Source organism: Marinibaculum pumilum, from assembly GCF_042646425.1.
GTDB classification, from domain to species: Bacteria; Pseudomonadota; Alphaproteobacteria; order Ferrovibrionales; family Ferrovibrionaceae; genus Marinibaculum; species Marinibaculum pumilum.
In genome coordinates this window covers 86384-106404 of record NZ_JBHRTR010000013.1, presented here as the reverse complement: position 1 = coordinate 106404, position 20021 = coordinate 86384, and the positions used below count along the sequence as shown (strand labels likewise).

Annotated in this window: 20 protein-coding genes; 6 read left to right on the top strand and 14 right to left on the bottom strand. The window is 69.7% G+C overall.

Annotation, left to right across the window (positions count from 1 at the left end):
- Positions 1-320 precede the first annotated feature (320 nt).
- From ispH to rnhA, 3 genes are read left to right on the top strand one after another with little or no spacing between them, the layout of a single operon-like run.
- Positions 321-1295: a 4-hydroxy-3-methylbut-2-enyl diphosphate reductase gene (gene ispH / locus ACFOGJ_RS04645; protein ID WP_379898522.1), complete on the top strand. Its 975-nt coding sequence runs from the start codon at positions 321-323 to the stop codon at positions 1293-1295.
- A gap of 15 nt (positions 1296-1310) precedes the next feature.
- Entirely contained in the window at positions 1311-2300 is a 990-nt protein-coding gene (locus ACFOGJ_RS04640) for a homoserine kinase (RefSeq protein ID WP_379898521.1), read from the top strand.
- Positions 2297-2752 (top strand): ribonuclease HI, encoded by a 456-nt coding sequence (gene rnhA / locus ACFOGJ_RS04635; RefSeq protein WP_379898520.1) that lies wholly within the window; start codon positions 2297-2299, stop codon positions 2750-2752. Before ACFOGJ_RS04640 ends, rnhA begins: the two co-directional genes overlap by 4 nt.
- 79 nt (positions 2753-2831) lie before the next feature.
- Here rnhA and ACFOGJ_RS04630 read toward each other — a convergent pair whose 3' ends face one another.
- Both ACFOGJ_RS04630 and ACFOGJ_RS04625 read right to left on the bottom strand, forming a co-directional pair.
- Positions 2832-3314: a peroxiredoxin gene (locus ACFOGJ_RS04630; RefSeq protein WP_379898518.1), complete on the bottom strand. Its 483-nt coding sequence runs from the start codon at positions 3312-3314 to the stop codon at positions 2832-2834.
- A gap of 120 nt (positions 3315-3434) precedes the next feature.
- Entirely contained in the window at positions 3435-4382 is a 948-nt protein-coding gene (locus ACFOGJ_RS04625) for a protein-disulfide reductase DsbD domain-containing protein (protein ID WP_379898517.1), read from the bottom strand.
- Positions 4383-4524: 142 nt separating this feature from the next.
- Between ACFOGJ_RS04625 and ACFOGJ_RS04620 the strand changes: the two genes are divergently transcribed.
- Entirely contained in the window at positions 4525-5091 is a 567-nt protein-coding gene (locus ACFOGJ_RS04620; protein ID WP_379898515.1) for a YqgE/AlgH family protein, read from the top strand.
- 21 nt (positions 5092-5112) lie between these two features.
- On the opposite strand, the gene ACFOGJ_RS04615 is transcribed toward ACFOGJ_RS04620, so the two are convergent.
- The 12 genes from ACFOGJ_RS04615 to coxB all read right to left on the bottom strand — a co-directional run bounded on the left by ACFOGJ_RS04615 (position 5113) and on the right by coxB (position 17216).
- Positions 5113-5841, bottom strand: coding sequence for a GNAT family N-acetyltransferase (locus ACFOGJ_RS04615; RefSeq protein WP_379898514.1), 729 nt, complete (start codon positions 5839-5841; stop codon positions 5113-5115).
- 16 nt (positions 5842-5857) lie between these two features.
- Complete coding sequence (locus ACFOGJ_RS04610) at positions 5858-7132, bottom strand: M16 family metallopeptidase (protein WP_379898512.1); 1275 nt, start codon at positions 7130-7132, stop codon at positions 5858-5860.
- 41 nt (positions 7133-7173) lie between these two features.
- The gene (gene thrC, locus ACFOGJ_RS04605) at positions 7174-8571 is read right to left on the bottom strand and encodes a threonine synthase (protein WP_379898554.1); all 1398 of its coding nucleotides are present in this window, start codon (positions 8569-8571) and stop codon (positions 7174-7176) included.
- A 61-nt stretch (positions 8572-8632) separates the two neighbouring features.
- Positions 8633-10165, bottom strand: a complete 1533-nt coding sequence (locus tag ACFOGJ_RS04600; RefSeq protein ID WP_379898511.1) for a carboxypeptidase M32 — start codon at positions 10163-10165, stop codon at positions 8633-8635.
- Positions 10162-10911: an SURF1 family protein gene (locus ACFOGJ_RS04595; protein WP_379898509.1), complete on the bottom strand. Its 750-nt coding sequence runs from the start codon at positions 10909-10911 to the stop codon at positions 10162-10164. The genes ACFOGJ_RS04600 and ACFOGJ_RS04595 overlap by 4 nt, the downstream gene beginning before the upstream one ends.
- Before the next feature lie 118 nt (positions 10912-11029).
- Positions 11030-11413: a DUF983 domain-containing protein gene (locus ACFOGJ_RS04590; RefSeq protein ID WP_379898508.1), complete on the bottom strand. Its 384-nt coding sequence runs from the start codon at positions 11411-11413 to the stop codon at positions 11030-11032.
- A 103-nt stretch (positions 11414-11516) separates the two neighbouring features.
- Positions 11517-12335, bottom strand: a complete 819-nt coding sequence (locus ACFOGJ_RS04585) for a cytochrome c oxidase subunit 3 (RefSeq protein WP_379898506.1) — start codon at positions 12333-12335, stop codon at positions 11517-11519.
- Between the two features lie 129 nt (positions 12336-12464).
- Positions 12465-13142 (bottom strand): cytochrome c oxidase assembly protein, encoded by a 678-nt coding sequence (locus ACFOGJ_RS04580; RefSeq protein ID WP_379898505.1) that lies wholly within the window; start codon positions 13140-13142, stop codon positions 12465-12467.
- 58 nt (positions 13143-13200) lie between these two features.
- Entirely contained in the window at positions 13201-13464 is a 264-nt protein-coding gene (locus ACFOGJ_RS04575; protein ID WP_379898502.1) for a hypothetical protein, read from the bottom strand.
- 36 nt (positions 13465-13500) lie between these two features.
- Positions 13501-14538, bottom strand: coding sequence for a heme o synthase (locus tag ACFOGJ_RS04570; protein WP_449288573.1), 1038 nt, complete (start codon positions 14536-14538; stop codon positions 13501-13503).
- 44 nt (positions 14539-14582) lie between these two features.
- Positions 14583-16202 carry a cytochrome c oxidase subunit I gene (gene ctaD / locus ACFOGJ_RS04565; RefSeq protein WP_379898499.1) on the bottom strand — a complete coding sequence of 540 codons (1620 nt, stop codon included), beginning with the start codon at positions 16200-16202 and terminating at the stop codon, positions 14583-14585.
- Between the two features lie 69 nt (positions 16203-16271).
- Entirely contained in the window at positions 16272-17216 is a 945-nt protein-coding gene (coxB, locus tag ACFOGJ_RS04560; RefSeq protein WP_379898498.1) for a cytochrome c oxidase subunit II, read from the bottom strand.
- A gap of 468 nt (positions 17217-17684) precedes the next feature.
- On the opposite strand from coxB, the gene tldD reads away from it, so the two are divergent.
- Both tldD and ACFOGJ_RS04550 read left to right on the top strand, forming a co-directional pair.
- Positions 17685-19121 (top strand): metalloprotease TldD, encoded by a 1437-nt coding sequence (gene tldD / locus ACFOGJ_RS04555; protein ID WP_379898496.1) that lies wholly within the window; start codon positions 17685-17687, stop codon positions 19119-19121.
- A 21-nt stretch (positions 19122-19142) separates the two neighbouring features.
- Entirely contained in the window at positions 19143-20021 is an 879-nt protein-coding gene (locus ACFOGJ_RS04550; protein WP_379898495.1) for a hypothetical protein, read from the top strand.

Sequence of the window (20021 nt, the reverse complement as noted above, 5' to 3'; positions counted from 1 at the left end):
CGGTCAGGCGGGCAGCGCGGCAGGCAGCAAGGCGGGCGGCCGGAGCGGCCCGAACGACGGAAGGACGGCGGTTGCGCGGCAAGGCGGTCCTTTCCACCCGGCGGGCGCTGAACTAGGTTCCGGGCGACGCGAAGTGTAGAAGAGGGCCGGAGGCCCGACAAGGAAGCCTTCGGCGCCCGCGCCGGCAGAATGCGCCGGCCGGGACAGCGCAGGCGGAAGCCAGTATCGGACAGGCAGGTATGACGGAACAGCGCAGGATCGGCCTGGACTCGGGCTTGCAGGATGCGGGGTTGCAGGATGCGGGGGCGCAGGATGCGGAGATGCCGGGCGCGGACCTCCGGCAGGCTGGCGACCGCCCGCCCCTGACCCTGTATCTCGCCCGGCCGCGCGGCTTCTGTGCCGGTGTCGACCGTGCGATCAAGATCGTCGAACTGGCGCTGGAGCGCTTTGGCGCGCCCGTCTACGTGCGCCACGAGATCGTCCACAACCGGTTCGTGGTGGAGAGCCTGGAGGCACGCGGCGCGATCTTCGTCGACGAGCTGGACGAGGTGCCGCCGGACATGCCGGTGGTGTTCTCCGCCCATGGCGTGCCGAAATCGGTGCCGGCCGAGGCGGAGCGCCGGAAGATGCTCTATGTCGACGCCACCTGCCCGCTGGTCAGCAAGGTCCATCGCGAGGCGGAGCGGCACCATCGGGACGGCCAGCACATCCTGCTGATCGGCCATGCCGGGCATCCCGAGGTGGTGGGCACGATGGGCCAGCTGCCGGACGGCGCCGTGCAGCTGGTGGAAACCGTGGCGGATGCCGGCCGGGTGGCCGTCGCGGATCCCAAGCGACTCGCCTACATCACCCAGACCACCCTGTCGGTCGACGACACCGCCGCCATCGTGGCCCGCCTGCGGCAGCGCTTCCCGGCGATCATCGGGCCGCACAGGGAGGATATCTGCTACGCCACCACCAACCGGCAGGAGGCGGTCAAGGCGATCGCCGGCGATTGCGACATGGTGCTGGTGATCGGCGCGCCGAATTCCTCCAACTCGCTGCGCCTGGTGGAGGTGGCGCGCAAGGCCGGCTGCCCCTCAGCCGCCCTGGTGCAGCGCGCCGCCGACATCGACTGGTCGACCATGTCCGACGTGCGCCGCATCGGCCTGACCGCCGGCGCCAGCGCACCGGAAGTCCTGGTTCAGGAGGTGATCGCCGCCCTGCAGGCGCATTTCGACGTCACGCTGCAGGACGTGACGGTCACCGAGGAAGATGTTCATTTCAAGCTGCCGCGCGTGTTGCAGCAGGCCTGACACGGCGGAAAAGCGATGGCGGTCTATACGGAGGTCGACGACGAGTCGCTGGCGACGCTGCTGGCCGAGTACGAGATCGGCAGCGTCCTGTCCTGCAAGGGGATCGCCGAAGGGGTCGAGAACTCCAACTACCTGCTGGTGACCGAGAGCGGCCCCCACATCCTGACCCTGTACGAGAAGCGGGTGAAGGCGGAGGATCTGCCCTTCTTCCTGGGGCTGATGGACCATCTGGCCGCCCGCGGCTTCAGCTGCCCGACACCCATTGCCGGCCGCGACGGCCGCATCCTGCGCCATGTCGCCGGCCGGCCCGCCGCGATCGTCAGCTTCCTGAGCGGGGTCTGGCCGCGGCGCCCGACCGCACGCCATTGCGCCGGGGTCGGCGGCGTGATGGCGCAGATGCACCGGCTGGCAGCCGACTTCACCATGCGCCGCGCCAACGACCTGTCGATCGCCGGCTGGGCCAACATCGCGCGCGCCTGCATCGGCGGCGCGGACGCGGTCGAGACCGGACTGGGGGCCGAGATCGCGGCGGAGCTGGAGGTGCTGGAGGCGGTCTGGCCGGACCGCAGCGGCGGGGCCGATGCCCTGCCCCGCGGCATCATCCATGCCGACATGTTCCCCGACAACGTGTTCTTCCTGGAAGACGGGCTGTCCGGCGTGATCGACTTCTACTTCGCCTGCAACGACATGCTGGCCTACGACCTGGCCGTGGCGTTGAACGCCTGGTGCTTCGAACGGGACGGCGCCTTCAACGTCACGAAGGGACGTGCATTGCTGGAAAGCTATGGCCGGGTGCGGCCACTGACGTCAGCGGAACTGGAGATGCTGCCGGTGCTGGCGCGCGGCGCGGCGCTGCGGTTCCTGCTGACCCGGCTGTACGACTGGCTGAACCAGGTCCCGGGCGCGCTGGTGAAGCCGAAGGACCCGCTGGAATATCTGCGCAAGCTGCGCTTCCACCGCCAGGTCGGCGGCGTGGCGGGCTACGGACTGGAGGCGGCGGCGTGAGCGGCACAGCGACAGTGGAAATCCATACCGACGGCGCCTGCAGCGGCAATCCCGGCCCCGGCGGCTGGGGCGCGCTGCTGCGCTGGAACGGGCAGGAAAAGGAACTGGCCGGCGCGGAGCCGCAGACCACCAACAACCGGATGGAGCTGATGGCCGCGATCGCGGCGCTGGAGGCGCTGAAGCGGCCGGCGACCGTGCGCCTGCACACCGACAGCCAGTATGTCCGCAACGGCATTACCGAGTGGCTGCCGAAATGGATCCGCAACGGCTGGAAGACCGCCGCGAAGAAGCCGGTGAAGAATGCGGATCTCTGGCAGCGCCTGCAGGCCGCGACGGAGCCGCATGCGGTGGAATGGATCTGGGTTCGCGGCCATGCCGGCAACCCGGACAACGAGCGGGTCGACGCCCTGGCCCGGCAGCAGGTGGTCGCGCTGCGCCGCGGCGGCGGCTGAAACAGAAACGGCCGCGAGACCTGCCCGCGGCCGTTGCCTGCGACCGACCCGGAAGCCGGTCAGAACTGCCGGAAGCCGGTCAGAGCTGGTTGAGCATGTACTCCGCGCTCGACACCTCGAAGGCGCCGGGCGCCTCGACGTTCAGGTGCGTGACCTTGCCGTCATCGACGATCATCGAGAAGCGCTGGCCGCGCATGCCCAGGCCGAAGCCGGACCCGTCCATCTCCAGCCCCAGCGCCTTGGTCAGGTCGCCATTGCCGTCGCCGATCATGGTCACCTTGCCTTCGGCATTGGCCGACTTGCCCCAGGCGCCCATGACGAAGGCGTCGTTGACGGCGATGCAGACGATCTCGTCCACGCCCTTGCCGCGGATGTCGGACGCCTTCTCGACGAAGCCCGGCAGGTGCTTGGCGGAGCAGGTCGGCGTGAAGGCGCCGGGCACCGAGAACAGCGCCACCTTCTTGCCGGCGAACAGCTCGCTGGTCTTCACGGGCTTCGGGCCCTCTGCCGTCATGGTCATCACCGTGACGTCGGGAATCTTGTCTCCCACTTGGATCGGCATGCTCTCGTCCCCCTTGGCTGGCTTGACGGAAAGGTCGGTTGAAAGTCCATACGGGCGCGCGGACGGGCCGGGCGGCCCCGCGGCGGCCCGGGACAGAAGATGGCCCCGGGCGGCGTCATGTCAATCGCCGCCGCCCTGGCGGTGCCCATTATCGCCGGCAGCAGTCACAATCACGCGATCCTCCACCGCGCGGTCGGTATCCACCAGGGTGATGCGCAGGTCGCGGCCCGCCAGCGCCTGCAGCATCTCCTCCGGTCCCGCACGCAGCCGCATCACGGCATGGCGCCGGTCATCCGACAGGCTGACCTCCGGCACGCCAAACCACATGCCCTCCGGGCCCTCAAGGAACAGGTCCGGGGCGGTGAAAGGCGTCGCCGCCTCCGCGACCACCGCCAGCAGTCCGTCGCCGGCGGCGCCCGCCGGCGGCAGCCGGGCAGCCAGCCGGACATCCTGACGGCCGGCCGGTTCCGGCACCAGGCCGGCATACCAGTCCAGCAGCTCCGCCCCCGGCGTCGGATCGGCGGTGCCGGGCTGGAGCAGCAGGGCCAGATGGTCCGAATAGGGGACGCAGACCTCCTTGCAGACGCCGTAGTCCAGGCGCAGGTCGGCCAGCAGGGGCGCGTCGGCATCGCCGGCCGTCAGGCGGACCGGCAACACCACTTCCTCGGTATAGACATAGTTCTGCGCGCCCAGCACCTCCTTGCGGTGCGGTGCCGGCCAGTCCACCGCGACCCCGCCCAGATTCTCCGATCCGGACCAGTCCAGCAGCGGCGCCAGGCCGTTGTCCCCGGGATGCCGCCAATAGAAGGTCCAGCCGGGCTGCAGCCGCACCTGGAGGCCCAGCCGTGCCCCGCCATCGGGGCCCAGCCGGGTGCTGTCGGCGACCAGCCGCAGGGCCAGCTGCTCCTTCTCGATCCAGGGCGAGGCCCAGCCCTCGCCATCGGCCGAAGCCGGACAGCCAATCCCCGCCGCGGCCCCTGCGGCGGCGAGGAACACCAGCAGCGCCGCGCAGAACCGGGCAGCCGGCGATCGCGGGCGGCGACGGGTCGGGCAGGAAATGGGTATCATGATACGCTCCGGTCCATGCATCGGGGGCCGGCGAGGCCATCCGTTTCGCAGAAATATCCCTGCAGGCCTGGAACAGGTAGGCCATGGCCCTCACATTCACGTGCGGATATCATGGATCCCTACCCCGGACCCGGAGGACCGATTGACCGGCAACAGCCCCTATCTCGAAGGGCAGCTTCTGATGGCGATGCCGCATATGAGCGACGAGCGGTTCGCCCAGTCGGTGGTCTATATGTGCGTCCACAATGCCGACGGCGCCATGGGCCTGGTGCTCAACAAGGCGCTGGAGGGGATCGATTTCGCGAAGCTGCTGGACCAGGTCGGCTTCGAGGGCGAGCCCGCCGACAATTTCCCGATCCAGTTCGGCGGCCCGGTAGAGCCCGGGCGCGGCTTCGTGCTGCACACCGCCGACGTCGTGCGGGAGGAGACGATGATGGTCGGCGACGGCATCGCCCTGACCGCCACTGTCGACATCCTGCGCGCGATCGCGGAGGGCGAGGGCCCGGCCCATGCCATCGTTGCGCTGGGCTATGCCGGCTGGGCGCCTGGGCAGCTGGACGGCGAGATCCAGGCGAACGGCTGGCTGCACGGCCCGGCGGACCTGGATATCATCTTCGGCACCACTGCCGACGACATGTGGCCGCGGGCGGTGGGCCGGCTGGGGATCGGCGACCCTTCCCGCCTGTCATCGGCCGCCGGCCACGCCTGAGCCGCAGCACGCCACCTCCCCTTAACGCAGCGTCGCCACACCGCCGCCGACGTTGCTTTGCGTGCTGGCTGCGGCCAATCCGGCCGCGATCGGAACAGGCGCCGGCATCTGGCGCCAGTCCTCCAGCAGCAGGGCGTGGAGTTCGTGGTCGCGCCAGCGCCCATTGATGCACAGATAGGATCTGGCCAGCCCTTCGCGCTGGAACCCCAACCGGACCAGCAGTGCCTTGGACCGCACATTGCTGGGCAGGCAGGCGGCCTCCACCCGGCGGAGCTGCAGGGTCTCGAAGGCATGCCGCAGGACCGCCTGCACGGCCTCCGACATGTAGCCGCGGCCGCCATGCGCCTCCCCCAGCCAGTAGCCGATCTCGGCGCTGGCGCCGGCGCCACGGCGGACCTGGGACAGGCTGACCCCGCCCAGCAGGGCGCCGTCGTCGCGGCGGAAGACCAGGAACATGTAGCCGGTGCCGTCGCGCACGTCGCGGCGATGGGCACGCAGGCGGCGCTCGAATCCCTCGACGGTCAGCGCGTCGTTCGGCCAGGCCGGCTCCCACGGCGTCAGGAAGGCGCGACTCTCCGCCCGCAGGCATGCCCAGGCGGCATGATCCTGGCTGCGCGGCCAGCGCAGTTCCACCCGCTGGCCGACCAGCAAAGGCGCATCGGCGGCGGACTGGCTCCAGCGGAACGGCCAGAGGCCGAAAAGCGGCGTCATCGCGCCAGACAGGGCCGTCAGCAGGGGAATGCTGGCCATCGCCCGCCGCCGCCGGTCAGAGCGCGAAGCGCTCCTGGATGGCGGCCCTGTCGGGCAGCCCGTCGACCGGCCCCACGGCCGCGAAGGACAGGGGACCGCCGCCGAAGACACGGCGTGCGGCCCGGATCACCGAAGCGCGGTCCACGGCGTCGATGCTGGCCGACAGTTCCTGCACGGTGAGCGGGCGTCCGAACAGGTAGAGATGCCGTGCCGCGATCTCCATCCGGGCGTTGGAGCTTTCCAGCGACATCAGCAGGCCCGCCTTCAGCTGCGCCCGCGCCCGCTGGATCTCCGGGTCGGTGACGTTCTCCACGCTGTCGCGCACCTGCTCCCCCAGCACGTCCAGCAGCTCGATCGCCAGGTCGTCGCTGGTGCCGGCATAGAGGGTCAGCAGGCCGCCATCGGCATAGGCGACCGGCTGCGCGAAGATCGAATAGGCGAGGCCGCGTTCCTCCCGCACCTCCTGCATCAGGCGGGAGGAGGAGCCGCCGCCCAGCAGGGTGGCGTAGACCTGCAGCGCGTAATAGTCCGGGTCGTCGAAGCACAGTCCCGGAAAGGCGAAGGACAGATGCACCTGGTCCAGGCTGCGGGCGTCGCGCAGGTCGCCGCCGCGATAGCTGGCCGCCTCGTAGGCGCCGGGCCGCGCGCCGCCATTGCCACCGGAGGCCAGCGCGAAGCGTTCGCCGACCAGGTCGCGGAAACGGTCATGGTCGACCGCGCCGGCCGCGGCGACGATCATCCGCCCGGCGTCATAGTGCCGGTCCCGGAAGCCGCGCAGCACGTCGAGCGGCAGCGCCGCGATGCCGCGGTCGGTGCCCAGGATCGAACGCCCGATGGCCTGGTCCGGATAGGCGACCGCCTGTAGATGATCGAACACCAGGTCGTCCGGCGTGTCCTGCACCATGCCGATTTCCTGCAGGATGACCTGGCGCTCGCGCTCCATCTCCTCGGGCGCGAAGACCGGGTTCATCACGATGTCGGACAGCAGGTCGACGGCCAGGTCCAGGTCGGCTTCCAGCACCTGGGCGTGATAGGTGGTCTGCTCCCGCGCCGTGAAGGCGTTGAGGCTGCCGCCCACCATCTCGATCTCTTCCATGATCTGCCGGGTGGAGCGGTTCTCGGTTCCCTTGAAGGCCATATGCTCCAGGAAATGGGCGGTGCCGTTCTCCACCGGATCCTCGTGGCGGGAGCCCGCATCCACCCATACGCCGACCGATGCCGAGGCAATGCCCGGCATGCTGTCGGTCACGACCCGCAGGCCGCCCGGCAATTCACTGACCTCTACCGTCATGTCGCTCCCATAACCGTTCGGGGGGCCTCGTCTCAACGATCTCATTCCCGCACAATGCGCGCCCGTTGCGCAACATGGGCCTGGATCTGCGCCAGGTCGGCGTCCAGGACCTCGTAGCGCTCGGGCCGCTCATAGAGGTCGGACAGACGTTCCGGAAGCGGCGGCCGCAGGCCGGTCGCCCGTTCCACCGCGTCCGGGAACTTCGCCGGGTGCGCCGTCGACAGCACCACCATCGGCAGCGCGTCCTCCGCCACGCGTTCCGCCGCGGCCACGCCGACCGCGGTATGCGGGTCGATCAGCCGGCCGGTCGACCGGTGGGTCGCGGCGATCGTCTCCAAGGTCAGCGCCTCGTCGACCGCCGCGGCGGTGAACAGCGGCGCCGCCTGCCGCAGCAGGCCGCCGAGCTCGAAGCCGCCATCGGCATCGAGGCCCTGCATCAGCGCGGCGACCTTCGCGCCGTCACGGCCGCAGGCGTCGAACAGCAGCCGTTCGAAATTGGAGGAGACCTGGATGTCCATGCTGGGGCTCATGGTCCGCGCGACCTCCCCCTTGCGGTAGCTGCCGCTGGCGAAGACGCGGGCCAGGATGTCGTTGCGGTTGGTCGCCACCGTCAGGCCGGCCACCGGCAGGCCCATGCGCGCTGCCGCATAGCCGGCGAAGACATCGCCGAAATTGCCGGTCGGCACGCTGAACCGCACCGGCCGCGCCGGCCCGCCCAGCGCCACCGCGGCGGTGGCGTAGTACACCACCTGCGCCATGACCCGCGCCCAGTTGATCGAGTTCACCGCCGACAGCCGCATCCGCTCCCGGAACGGCGCATCGTTGAACATCGCCTTCACCAGGGCCTGGCAATCGTCGAAGGTGCCGCGCACGGCGATATTGTGCACGTTGTCGTCGGTCACGCAGGTCATCTGGCGGCGCTGCACCTCGGAGGTGCGCTCGTGCGGGTGCAGGATGAAGATGTCGATCGCATCCCGCCCGCGGCAGGCCTCGATCGCCGCAGAGCCGGTATCGCCGGAGGTGGCGCCGACGATCGTCATGCGCTCGCCGCGCGCCGTCAGGACATGGTCGAACAGCCGCCCCAGCAGCTGCATCGCCACATCCTTGAACGCCAGGGTGGGCCCGTGGAACAGCTCCAGCAGCCAGCGCGAAGGCGCGATCTGCACCAGCGGGCAGACCGTTTCATGATCGAACTGCGCATAGGCCTCCGCGGTCAGCCGCGCCAGGACCGCATCGTCCAGCGCGCCGGCGGTGAAGGGCCGCAGGACCCGGAAGGCAGCCTCCGCATAGGGCTTGCCGGCCAGCGCCTGCCAGTCGGCGGGCGCGAGCTGCGGCCAGGCCTCCGGCAGGTACAGGCCGCCATCGCTCGCCAGGCCGGCCATCAGCACGCCGGTGAAATCCTGGGCTGCCGCGCCGCCGCGGGTCGACACGTATCGCAGGCGATTGCCCGTGGCCGTCATCTGGATGCTTTCCCGCTTGCTGTCACTGTCGCTGTCGGTGTCAGGTCAGATAGGTGGCGCGAATATGGCGCTTGAAGGCCGCGCTGCCCAGGGGCGCGCCGGTCGCCGCCTGCAGGATACCGTCGGTATCGGCGCTGGACGCCGCGCCATGCACGTTGCGGCCCATCCAGGCCAGGATCGTCTCATGGTCCGCATCCGCTCCCCCAGCCGCTTTCTGGGTGCCCGCAGCCGCCTCGAACAGCTGCACCGCCGCCAGCGCCCCCAAGGTATAGGTCGGGAAATAGCCGAACGCGCCGGACGGCCAGTGGATGTCCTGCAGGCAGCCGCGGCGGTCGTCGGGGACGCTCACACCCAGCAGGTCGTGCATCCGATCGGCCCAGGCCCCCGGCAGGTCGTCCACCGCCAGGTCGCCGGCCAGCAGCGCCTGTTCCAGTTCGGTCCGCAGCAGGATGTGCAACGGATAGGTCACCTCGTCCGCCTCCACCCGGATCAGGCCGGGGATCACCCGGGACGCCAACCGGCGCAGGTTTGCCGCGGACCAGGCGGGCGCCGCGCCAAAGCGTCCGGCGAGGTCGCCAGCCAGCCAGTCCAGGACGCCGGGCAGCCGCATCAGCTGGCGCTCGCAAAGCAGGCTCTGGCTCTCATGCAGGATCATGCCGCGCGCCCGTCCCGCGGGCTGGTCGCGCCAGGCCGCCGGCAGGCCCGCCTCGTAGAGCGCATGGCCGGTCTCATGCGCGACGGCGAGGAGGCCGGACATCGGGTCCCCGGCGTCGAAGCGGGTGGTGATGCGGACATCGCCCAGGCTGCCGGAAGTGAAGGGATGCAGGCTCTCGTCCAGGCGGCCGTGACGGAAGTCGAAGCCGAGAAAGGCCGCCAGCGCCCGCGCCGCATCGGCCTGGCGCGCCGTCGGCACCGCCGGCGGCTGCACCGCCGGTGGCGCGGCCGCCTGCCGTTCCAGGATCTCCGGCAGCACCTGGCGGATCGTGTCGGCCAGGTCGGCGAACAGGGGCAGGATGGTCGCAGCCTTCGCGCCCGGATCGTACTGGTCCAGCAGCGCGTCGTAGCGCGAACAGCCCTGTGCCGCCGCCAGCGCATCGGCCCAGTCCCGGACCGCGTCGATCACCGCCCGCAGCGGGCCGGCCATCGCATCGAAACGGTCTTCCGCCCTGGCAGCGCGCCAGGCCATCTCGCCCGCCGCGACCGCGCGCGCCTTCGCCACCAGCAGGTCGGAGGGAACCGCCCCAGCCTGCCGGCACATCCGGCGCATCTCGCGCAGGTTGGCCTGCCACCAGGGATCCGGCGCCGCGGCGGCCTCCCCCTCCGCGGCATCGAGGAGGTCCGCCATGTCCGGCGCCACCAGGATGTCCTGGCGCATCAGCTCCAGTTCCGCCAGCTGGTCGCCGCGCAGCGCCGCGGCGCCGGCCGGCATCATCACCCGCTGGTCCCAGCCCAGCACCCGCTCGACCTGGCGCAGGCGCGCGATCCGGCGAAACCGCGCCGCCAGCGCCCTGCCGGCAGGCCCGTCCGCCGCACCGGGCGGCATCGCACCCGCCTCCTGCCCGGTGCCGCTCATTCCGGCCCGCCCCGCTCCGTCTCGCGCGCCAGGCGGCGATGCCACAGGATGTAGATCACCACCAGGGCAACCGCGAAGCCGTACCAGGTGAGGGCATATTCCAGGTGATTGTTGGCGATGTTGACCCGGGTCTGGCCGCCCATTGGGAAGACCGCCTCCGGATCCTCGCGGGCGACGAGCTCGACCATGTAGGGCGCCACCGGCTGCCCGATCTGGTCGCCCATGCCGGCAAGGTCCGGCCAGAACCAGAGATTGCGGTCCGGATCGTTGTCGGCCACGAAGGTGCCCTGCGCCCAGGGGATGCGGACGATGCCGGTCGCCGTCGTCTCACCTTCCGGCGGCATGCTGCCGGGCCTGTCCGCCGGTGCCTTGCGCTCGGTCGGGATCCAGCCACGGTTGACCAGAAGGATCCCGCCGCCATCGGCGCGCCGGAACGGCGTGATCACCTGGTAGCCGGCATTGCCGCGCAGGCTGGTCGCCAGCAGGTGGAACTCCCGCTCCGGCAGGTAGCTGCCGGTCACCGACACGCGGCGATATTCCCAGTCGTCCAGCGGCAGCTCGCCCGGCGGCAGCGGCACGGCCGGCCCGGATATCCGCTCGTGGATGCGGTCCAGCAGCGCGTTCTTCCATTGCAGCCTGTCGACCTGCCAGGTGCCCAGCCCGATCAGGACGATCAGGGTGGGGATAGTGAACAGGGTCGGCACAAGCGCCGGACGGGTGCCCAGAATGCGGGTCAGCATCGACATGCGGGTATCGGTTTCCCTGAATCAGGTTGTGCGATCGAAGCCAGGATGCGTCCCGGGTTGCGTCATCGCGCATGGCGGCGCACCGGCGCCGCCATGGTGCCGGATCTGCAGTTGCGCCTCAGTGCAGTTCGATGTCCTGGCTGGCCTTGTTGCGGTATTGCAGCGCGATCAGGGTCGCCTTGAAGGGGCGCAGCAGGCCCAGCGACAGAATCAGGATCAACGGGATCCACAGCAGCATGTGCAGCCAGATGGGCGGCGTGTAGGCCAGTTCCAGCCACAGCGCCAGGGCGACGACGATGAAGCCGACGATGAAGATCACGAAGACCGCGGGCCCGTCGCCGGAATCGACCTGGCCATAGTCCAGACCACAGGCCGTGCATTCCTGCCGGATGTCCAGGAAGCCCTTGAACAGCCGCCCCTCGCCGCAGCGCGGGCAGCGCCCCCGCAGGCCCGCCGAGAGCGGCGAGACCGGCGGATAGTAGTCGTGGTCGCGGAACGACACGAGGGCCTCTCTCCGCGCCGCGAAGCCGTCTGCGGCGCGCCAGGGATTGGTCCTGCCGGCCGCCCTGGACCTTGCCGTCGGGGCGGCCGGCAGGACCGGAAGGTCAGTGGGCTGCGGCGCCGGCGATCTCCGGACCCGCACCCCACCAGTAGATGGCGCAGAACAGGAACAGCCAGACGACGTCGACGAAGTGCCAGTACCACGCCGCCGCCTCGAAGCCGAAATGCTTGGTGGTGGTGAAATGGCCGGCATAGCCGCGCAGCAGGCAGACCAGCAGGAAGATGGTGCCGATCAGCACATGGGCGCCGTGGAAGCCGGTCGCCATGTAGAAGGTCGAGGCATAGATGCCGTCGCGGAAGCCGAACGCCGCATGGGTGTATTCGTAGACCTGGACGATGCTGAACAGCACGCCCAGCACCACGGTCAGGACCATGCCCTGCAGGAAGCCCTTGCGGTCGTCATGCAGCAGCGCGTGGTGCGCCCAGGTCACCGTGGTACCGGAGGTCAGCAGGATCAGGGTGTTCAGGAACGGCAGGTGCCAGGGATCGAAGGTGTCGATGCCTTCCGGCGGCCAGACCCCGCCGATCGCCTCTGTCGGGAACAGGGCCGCGTTGAAATAGGCCCAGAACCAGGCGACGAAGAACATCACCTCCGAGGCGATGAACAGGATCATGCCGTAGCGCAGGCCCAGCTTCACGACCGGCGTATGGTCGACGCCGCCCTGGCTCTCCCGCACCACGTCGCGCCACCAGACCAGCATGGTGTAGAGCACGATCAGCGCGCCCGGCGCCAGCCAGACCACGCTGGCGCCATGCATCACCGACACCCCGCCGATGGCCAGCACGAACGCCCCGATGGAGCCCACGAAGGGCCAGGGGCTCGGATCTACCAGGTGGTAGTCGTGTTCGACGTGATCAGCCATCTTCTACTGTCTCCATGACCGCGCCGGCGGACCGGTCATCCCCCGCCGTTTGTTGTTCTCTACCCCGGCTGTGCGCAGGGCTCAATCCCCCGGCACCCGCCGCGCCCCTCAAACTCCTGCCGGCCGGCGTCAGCCGCCCGCCGGCCGTCCCTTCGCCACTGCGCCCGCTCCCGCCTCGTCTCCTGCCGGCCGGACGGCGCCGGGATCCAGCGCCGCGGTATCGGCCGGCGGCGTCTCGTCCGGGAAGAAGGTGTAGGACAGGGTGATCTCCCCCACATCGTCCAGCGCCGGGTCGTCGGCAATCGCCGGGTCGATGAAGAAGGATACCGGCATCTGCACCGACTGGCCGGGCGCCAGCACCTGCTCGCTGAAGCAGAAGCAGGCGATCTTGTTGAAGTACTGGCCCGCCTTGGCCGGCGAGACGTTGAACGTCGCCGTCCCGGCGCTGCGCGCCTCGGTCGGGTTGTAGGCGGAATAGAAGGCCAGGCGCTCCTCGCCGACCCGGACGTCCACCGCCCGCTGCTGCGGGTGGAAGCTCCACGGCATCCCGCGGGCGACATTCGCGTTGAAGCGGACGGTGATCCGCCGGTCGAGCACCCGGTCGGCGGCGCCGGTGGCCACCTGGGTGGTCCCGCCATAGCCGGTCACCCGGCAGAACAGGTCGTAGAGCGGCACCGAGGCGAAGGAGAGACCGATCATGCCGGCGACCGCCGCGGCGCAGAACAAAGCGGTCCGCCGCATCTTGCGCTGGCGCATCGCCGCCTGCCGCTGCTCCTTGATCTCCGCGTTCACGATCCCCGGGTTCACGATCCCATTCCCAATTCCAGTGCCGGCAGGACAGGCTGCATCCCGCCGACCCTCCAGGCTAGTTGCCGCGCAGACCGGACAGCGGCTGCGCCGCGGGCGCCGCGGCGCCCTGCTCTTCCGCCGGTCCGCCCGGACCCGGCGGCGTCTTCACGAAACTGACCGCATAGAGCAGCAGCACCAGCAAAAGCAGCGCGCCCCCCAGGAGGAGGTTGCGGCCGCGCAGCCGCGCGGCGCGCTCCTGCACGGAGATCCCGCTGCCGGATTCTGCGCCTTCATCCGGCCCGGCCTTCCCGTCATCGCGCTGCGGCCCCTGATCGGCCATGGCCTGAGTTCCCGCCTCCGCCGTCATCGCCGGCGGTCAGAGACGGACCAGCGGCGCGATCAGCTCCGCCCCCGGCACCAGCTGCTCCGCCAGAAGAAGGGCGAAGAGCAGGAACAGGTAGAGGATCGAGAAGGCGAACAGCCGCTTCGCCGGCCCGGCATCGACCACGCCCTGCCCGCCATCGTCGCCAGCCAGCCAGACCCGCAGCGAAAGCCACTGGAAAATCGCGCCCAGCACGATCGCACCCGCCCCGTACAGCCAGCCGGCATAGCCCAGCAGGCTGGGGGTCACGGCAAAGGGGACCAGCACCGCTGCATAGCCCAGGATCTGGTGCCGGGTCGCAGCCGCGCCGGCAACCACCGGCATCATCGGCACGCGGGCCCGCGCATAATCGCCCGACCGGTACAGCGCCAGGGCCCAGAAATGCGGCGGCGTCCAGAGGAAGATCAGGCCGAAGAGGATCAGCGGAAAGATGTCGACCTGGCCGGTCACCGCCGCCCAGCCGATCACCGGCGGCAGGGCGCCGGCGGCTCCGCCGATCACGATGTTCTGCGGCGTCCGCCGCTTCAGCCACATCGTATAGACCAGGACATAGAAGCCGATGGTCAGTGCCAGCAGGGCGGCAGCGGTCAGGTTGACGGCCAGCGCCATCACGGTCACCGAGGCGATCGACAGCAGGATGCCCATGGCCAGCGCATCCGACGGTGCCACCCGGCCACGCGGGATCGGCCGGCTGCGGGTGCGGGACATCTGGGCGTCGATATCGGCGTCGTACCACATGTTGATGGCGCCGGAAGCGCCTGCGCCGACCGCAATGCACAGGAGCGCCGTCAGCCAGAGGATCGGGTGCAGGGACGCGCCGCCGAGAGCGGCGGCCCCTCCCGCCTGCCCGGCACCGAGAACCATGCCGACCAGGCCGGTGAACACCACCAGCGACATGACCCGCGGCTTCAGGAGGGCGAGATAGTCGCCCGCCGTTGCGATATTGCCGGCCCCGGCGGCCTGGCCGCCGGCGGCGCTGCTGCCGTCGGCGGCCGGAAATGCCAGGTCGGGGCTGCCCTGCAGGTTGCTCACGTTGCTGATCCGTCGACTGCTCTACTCTGTCCGAACCGCCGGTCTCACTTGATGACCGGCAGCTTCTCGAACTGGTGGAAGGGCGGCGGCGAGGACAGGGTCCATTCCAGGGTCGTCGCGCCGGCACCCCAGGGATTGGCCTCCGCCTTGCGGCCCTTCATCAGCGCCACGATCACGATGCCGACGAACAGCAGGGTCGAGGCGCCGGAGATGTAGGAGCCGATCGACGCGACCATGTTCCAGCCCGCATAGGCGTCGGGATAGTCGATATAGCGCCGCGGCATGCCGGCCAGGCCCAGGAAGTGCATCGGGAAGAAGATCAGGTTGACGCCGATGAACGTCGTCCAGAAGTGCAGCTTGCCCCAGAATTCCGGGATCATCCGGCCGCTCATCTTCGGGAACCAGTAGTAGAAGCCGGCGAAGATGGCGAACACCGCGCCCAGCGACAGCACATAGTGGAAATGCGCCACCACGTAGTAGGTGTCGTGCAGGCTGTGGTCGATGCCGGCATTGGCCAGCACCACGCCGGTCACGCCGCCCACGGTGAACAGGAAGATGAAGCCCAGGGCGAACACCATCGGCGTCTTGAACTGGATCGAGCCGCCCCACATCGTCGCGATCCAGGAGAAGATCTTGATGCCGGTCGGCACCGCGATGACCATCGTCGCGGCGGTGAAATAGGCCTGCGTGTTCACGCTCAGGCCCACTGTGTACATGTGGTGCGCCCAGACCACGAAGCCGACGAAACCGATCGCCACCATCGCATAGGCCATGCCCAGATAGCCGAACACCGGCTTGCGCGCGAAGGTGGAGACCACCTGGCTGATGATGCCGAAGCCCGGCAGGATCAGGATGTACACTTCCGGGTGGCCGAAGAACCAGAACAGGTGCTGGAACAGGATCGGGTCGCCGCCGCCCTCGGGCTTGAAGAAGCTGGTGCCGAAATTGCGGTCCGTCAGCAGCATGGTGATGGCGCCCGCCAGGACCGGCAGCGACAGCAGCAGCAGGAAGGCGGTGATCAGCACCGACCAGACGAACAGCGGCATCTTGTGCAGGGTCATGCCCGGCGCGCGCATGTTGAAGATGGTGGTGATGAAGTTCACCGCGCCCAGGATCGACGAGGCGCCGGCGATATGCAGGCTGAGGATGGCGTAGTCCACCGCCGGGCCGGGATGGCCCAGGTTGGAGGAGAGCGGCGGGTAAATCGTCCAGCCGGTGCCGACGCCGTCGCCCGATGCCGTGCCGGGCACGAACATCGAGATCACCAGCAGCGCGAAGGCCGGCGGCAGCAGCCAGAACGAGATGTTGTTCATCCGCGGGAAGGCCATGTCCGGCGCGCCGATCATCAGCGGCACGAACCAGTTGCCGAAGCCGCCGATCATCGCCGGCATGACCATGAAGAAGATCATGATCAGGCCGTGGCCGGTGATCAGGACGTTGTAGAACTGGCTGTCGCCGGCCAGGATGCCGTCGCCCGGCGCCTGCAGCTCCGCACGGATCAGGACCGACATGGCCCCGCCGATGATCCCCGCGATGATCGCGAAGATCAGGTACATCGTGCCGATGTCCTTGTGGTTGGTGGAATAGACCCACCGCTTCCACCCCGTCGGATGGCCGTGCGCGTCGTGCCCGTGCGCGTCAGCCGTCTTGTCGAAATATGCCATCGCCTTGACCTCCCCGCGCCGCAGCGCGACAGAACCGATCGCCGCCGGACCTGAAGCCGGCGCGCTGTCTTATTTCGCGGCCGCGGCCGCCGCGGCTTTGTCCGTCTCCGCCGCCGATGCCACCGCCCGCGGCTCGCTCTTCACCGCGGCATATTCGTTCTTCGCCCAGGCCAGCCAGCGGTCATAGTCCGCCTGCTCCACCGCGACGACCTTGATCGGCATGAAGGCGTGGTTCACGCCGCACAGTTCGGAGCACTGGCCGTAGTAGATGCCGGGACGCTCCGCCAGGAACCAGGTCTCGTTGATCCGGCCGGGCACGCTGTCCTGCTTGATGCCGAAGGACGGGATCGTCCAGGAATGCAGCACGTCGCTGGCGGTGGTCAGCACGCGGACCTTCTTGTCCACCGGCACCACGACGGCGGTGTCGGTCTCCAGCAGGCGCGGCTCGCCGGGCTTCAGGTCGGCATCGGCGACCATCAGCTGGTCGAACACCAGGCCCTCGTCCGGATACTCGTAGGTCCAGTACCACTGATGCCCGGTCGCCTTCACCACCAGGTCGGCCTCGACCGTGCGATCCTCGAAATACAGCAGCCGGAAGGACGGGATCGCGATGATCACCAGGATCAGCACCGGGACGACGGTCCAGATCACCTCGACCAGGGTGTTGTGCGAGGTCCGCGAGGGGTTCGGGTTCTTGCTCGCGCTGAACCGGAACATCACGTAGAGCATCAGCAGAAGCACGAAGATCGAGATCGCGAAGATCACCACCAGCAGCAGGTCGTGAAAGTCGTAGATCGAATCCATGATCGGCGCGGCGGCGGGCTGATAGCCGAGCTGCCAGGGCTGGGCGATACCGATCGTCTCCAGGTCTGCCGGCAACGGTTCGCCGTCCTGTGCAGCCGCCAGTCCGGGCATGGCCAGCGCCAGAAACGCCAGCAGCCCCGCCAGCGCGATCGCCCTCTGCCGGACGAAGCTCCAGGCGGCCCCGCCGCCCCGAACGCTGATCTGCGTCATCCCAGTTCCCTTCGGGTTCCCAGAGGGTTGCGCAACACCGCCACCCCAATCCCTTGCTTCCGACCCGCCCGTTTCCGGTGGTGTCGTCCCTGCCGCCAGCGCCACACCCGGGCTCCGACATCCCGGCACCGGCCGCTCCGGCGCCTGCGCGGCGGCGCCCGCGACCGTTCCTCCGCCACGGGCGGAGGCCGCGCGGAACGCCTCTATACCGGTCAAAATCGTAGAAAGGGGGTATGGAAGGGTCAGCGTGGCGCAACGTCGCACCTTCGTAGCGACCCGCCACCATCTTCCCCGGACCATGCGGGAAGCGGCCTCCGCCGCCGCTTTCCCGCCTCCCCCCTGGACCTGCCGCGCCTGAGACGACATCTATAGCGGCAAGATCATCGCCCTGCGCAGCAGCAGCCGGGCCGGGCCGCATGCCCGGCACCGCTTCCGCCGGGCCGCATCCGCCTGACCGATGGAGAGGGTATGTCCGCCTCCGACCGAATCACTTCCGCCGAGGACCTGTTCTTCAGCCGTGGCGCGCTCGACCGGCCGCGCCTCACCGGGATCGTCTCCGACGCCCTGCACGGCGCCGACGATGGCGAGCTGTTCCTGGAATATGCCTATTCGGAAAGCTTCGCCTTCGACGACGGGCGGCTGAAATCCTGCAATTTCGACACCAGCCAGGGCTTCGGCCTGCGCGCGGTGTCCGGCGAACAGACCGGCTATGCCCATGCCTCCGAACTGAGCGAGACGGCGGTGCGCCGCGCGGCGGAGACGGTGCGCGCGGTGCGCGACGGCCATGCCGGCGCCTTCGCAGCAGCCCCGGAACTGACCAACCGGCGCCTCTATGCCGACGACAACCCGCTGAACGAGATCCCCTTCGCGGAGAAGGTGAAGCTGTTGTCGGAGATCGACGCCTATGCGCGACGCGACGACCGGGTACGGCAGGTGTCCGCCTCGCTTCTGGGTGCCTGGCGGGCGGTGCTGATCCTGCGCCCCGACGGCTATCTGGGCCAGGACATCCGCCCCCTGGTGCGGCTCAATGTCTCCGTCGTCATGGGCGAGGGCGACCGCCAGGAATCCGGCTCCTCCGGGACCGGCGGGCGCACCGGCTATACCGCTTATTTCGAGCCGGGCCGCTGGCGCGCCGAGGTCGACGAGGCGATGCGCCAGGCGGAGGTCAATCTGCGCGCCGAAGCCGCCCCTGCGGGCGAGGTGCCGGTGGTGCTGGGCCCGGGCTGGCCCGGCGTGCTGCTGCACGAGGCGGTCGGCCACGGCCTGGAGGGCGACTTCAACCGCAAGCAGTCATCGGTCTTTTCCGGCCTGATGGGGCAGCAAGTGGCGGCGCCGGGGGTGACGATCGTCGACGACGGTACCCTGCCCGACCGGCGCGGCTCGCTGACCATCGACGACGAGGGCACGCCGTCCAGCCGCACCGTGCTGATCGAGGACGGCATCCTGACCGGCTACATGCAGGACCGCATGAACGCCCGCCTGATGGGCATGAAGGCGACCGGCAACGGCCGGCGGCAGAGCTTCGCGCATATGCCGATGCCGCGGATGACCAACACCTACATGCTGGGCGGCGACACGGACCCTGCCGACATCCTCGCTTCGGTGAAGGACGGGGTCTATGCGGTGAATTTCGGCGGCGGCCAGGTCGACATCACGTCGGGCAAGTTCGTCTTCTCCTGCACCGAGGCCTACAGGATCGAGAACGGCAGGATCGGCGCGCCGCTGAAGGGCGCGACCTTGATCGGCCAGGGTTCGGAGGTGATGAAGAAGGTGAAGGCGGTCGGCAACGACATGGCGCTGGACCCCGGCATCGGCACCTGCGGCAAGGCGGGCCAGGGCGTGCCGGTCGGCGTCGGACAGCCGACCCTGCTGATCGACGGCATCACCGTCGGCGGCACCGGCTGAGACATCCGGACGCAGCCGCCGATGGCGGGCCGGGCAGGACCGCTTTCGGCGGCGGCGATCCTTCTCTGCGGCATCGTCGCGGCAACCGAAACGGCCGGCGGGCCGCCGGAGGTCCATGACCGCCGCTGGCTGCCGCCTGACAGCCGGCTGGTACAGGATGCACTGCCGCCGGAACGGCTGACCGTCGCCGCCGGCGCCCATGGCCTGGTGGAACTTGGCCGGCTGGCCTTCCGGTCGCCGGAGATCCTGGGCGGCAATGCCCGGCTGTCCGGCATCGCCTGCCAGACCTGCCACGGCAATGGCGGCGCCAATGCCGACCTGTTCATCCCGGGCCTGTCCGACCGCCCCGGCCGGGTCGACGTCGCGCACCGGCTGTGGAACCCGATGGCCGATGACGGGGTGGACCGGCCGCTGGAGATTCCCAGCCTGCAGGGCGTCGCGGACAATGCGCCCTACGGCACCGCCGTCCGGATGGGGTCGCTGCGCGACTTCACCCGCCGCGTGATCGTGGTCGAGTTCGCGGGGCGGGAGCCGCGGCCGGACCTGCTCGATGCGCTGGTGGAGTACCAGCTGGCCCTGGCGGCCCCCGGCGCCGACGCGGTGTCGGAAACCGCACGCGACGAGGGCGCCGCCGACCTGCCGCGCTATCTGGCGGTGCTGCGCCGCGCGCTGGAGGCGGAGGACGCGCCGCTGGCCGACCTCGTCTCCCGCATGGTCCGGGCCGCGCTCGGCCGCATGGCCGCCCGGCCCGCCGCCGATGCCCTGCCCTATGCGGACTGGGCGCGGACGGTCGCGGCGGTCGCCCGCCAGGCCGAGGCCGGCGATTTCGCCCCCGCACGCGACACCCTGGCCGGGTTCTCGGCCGCCGTTGCCGCGGCACCTGCCGCGAACGGCGGCTGA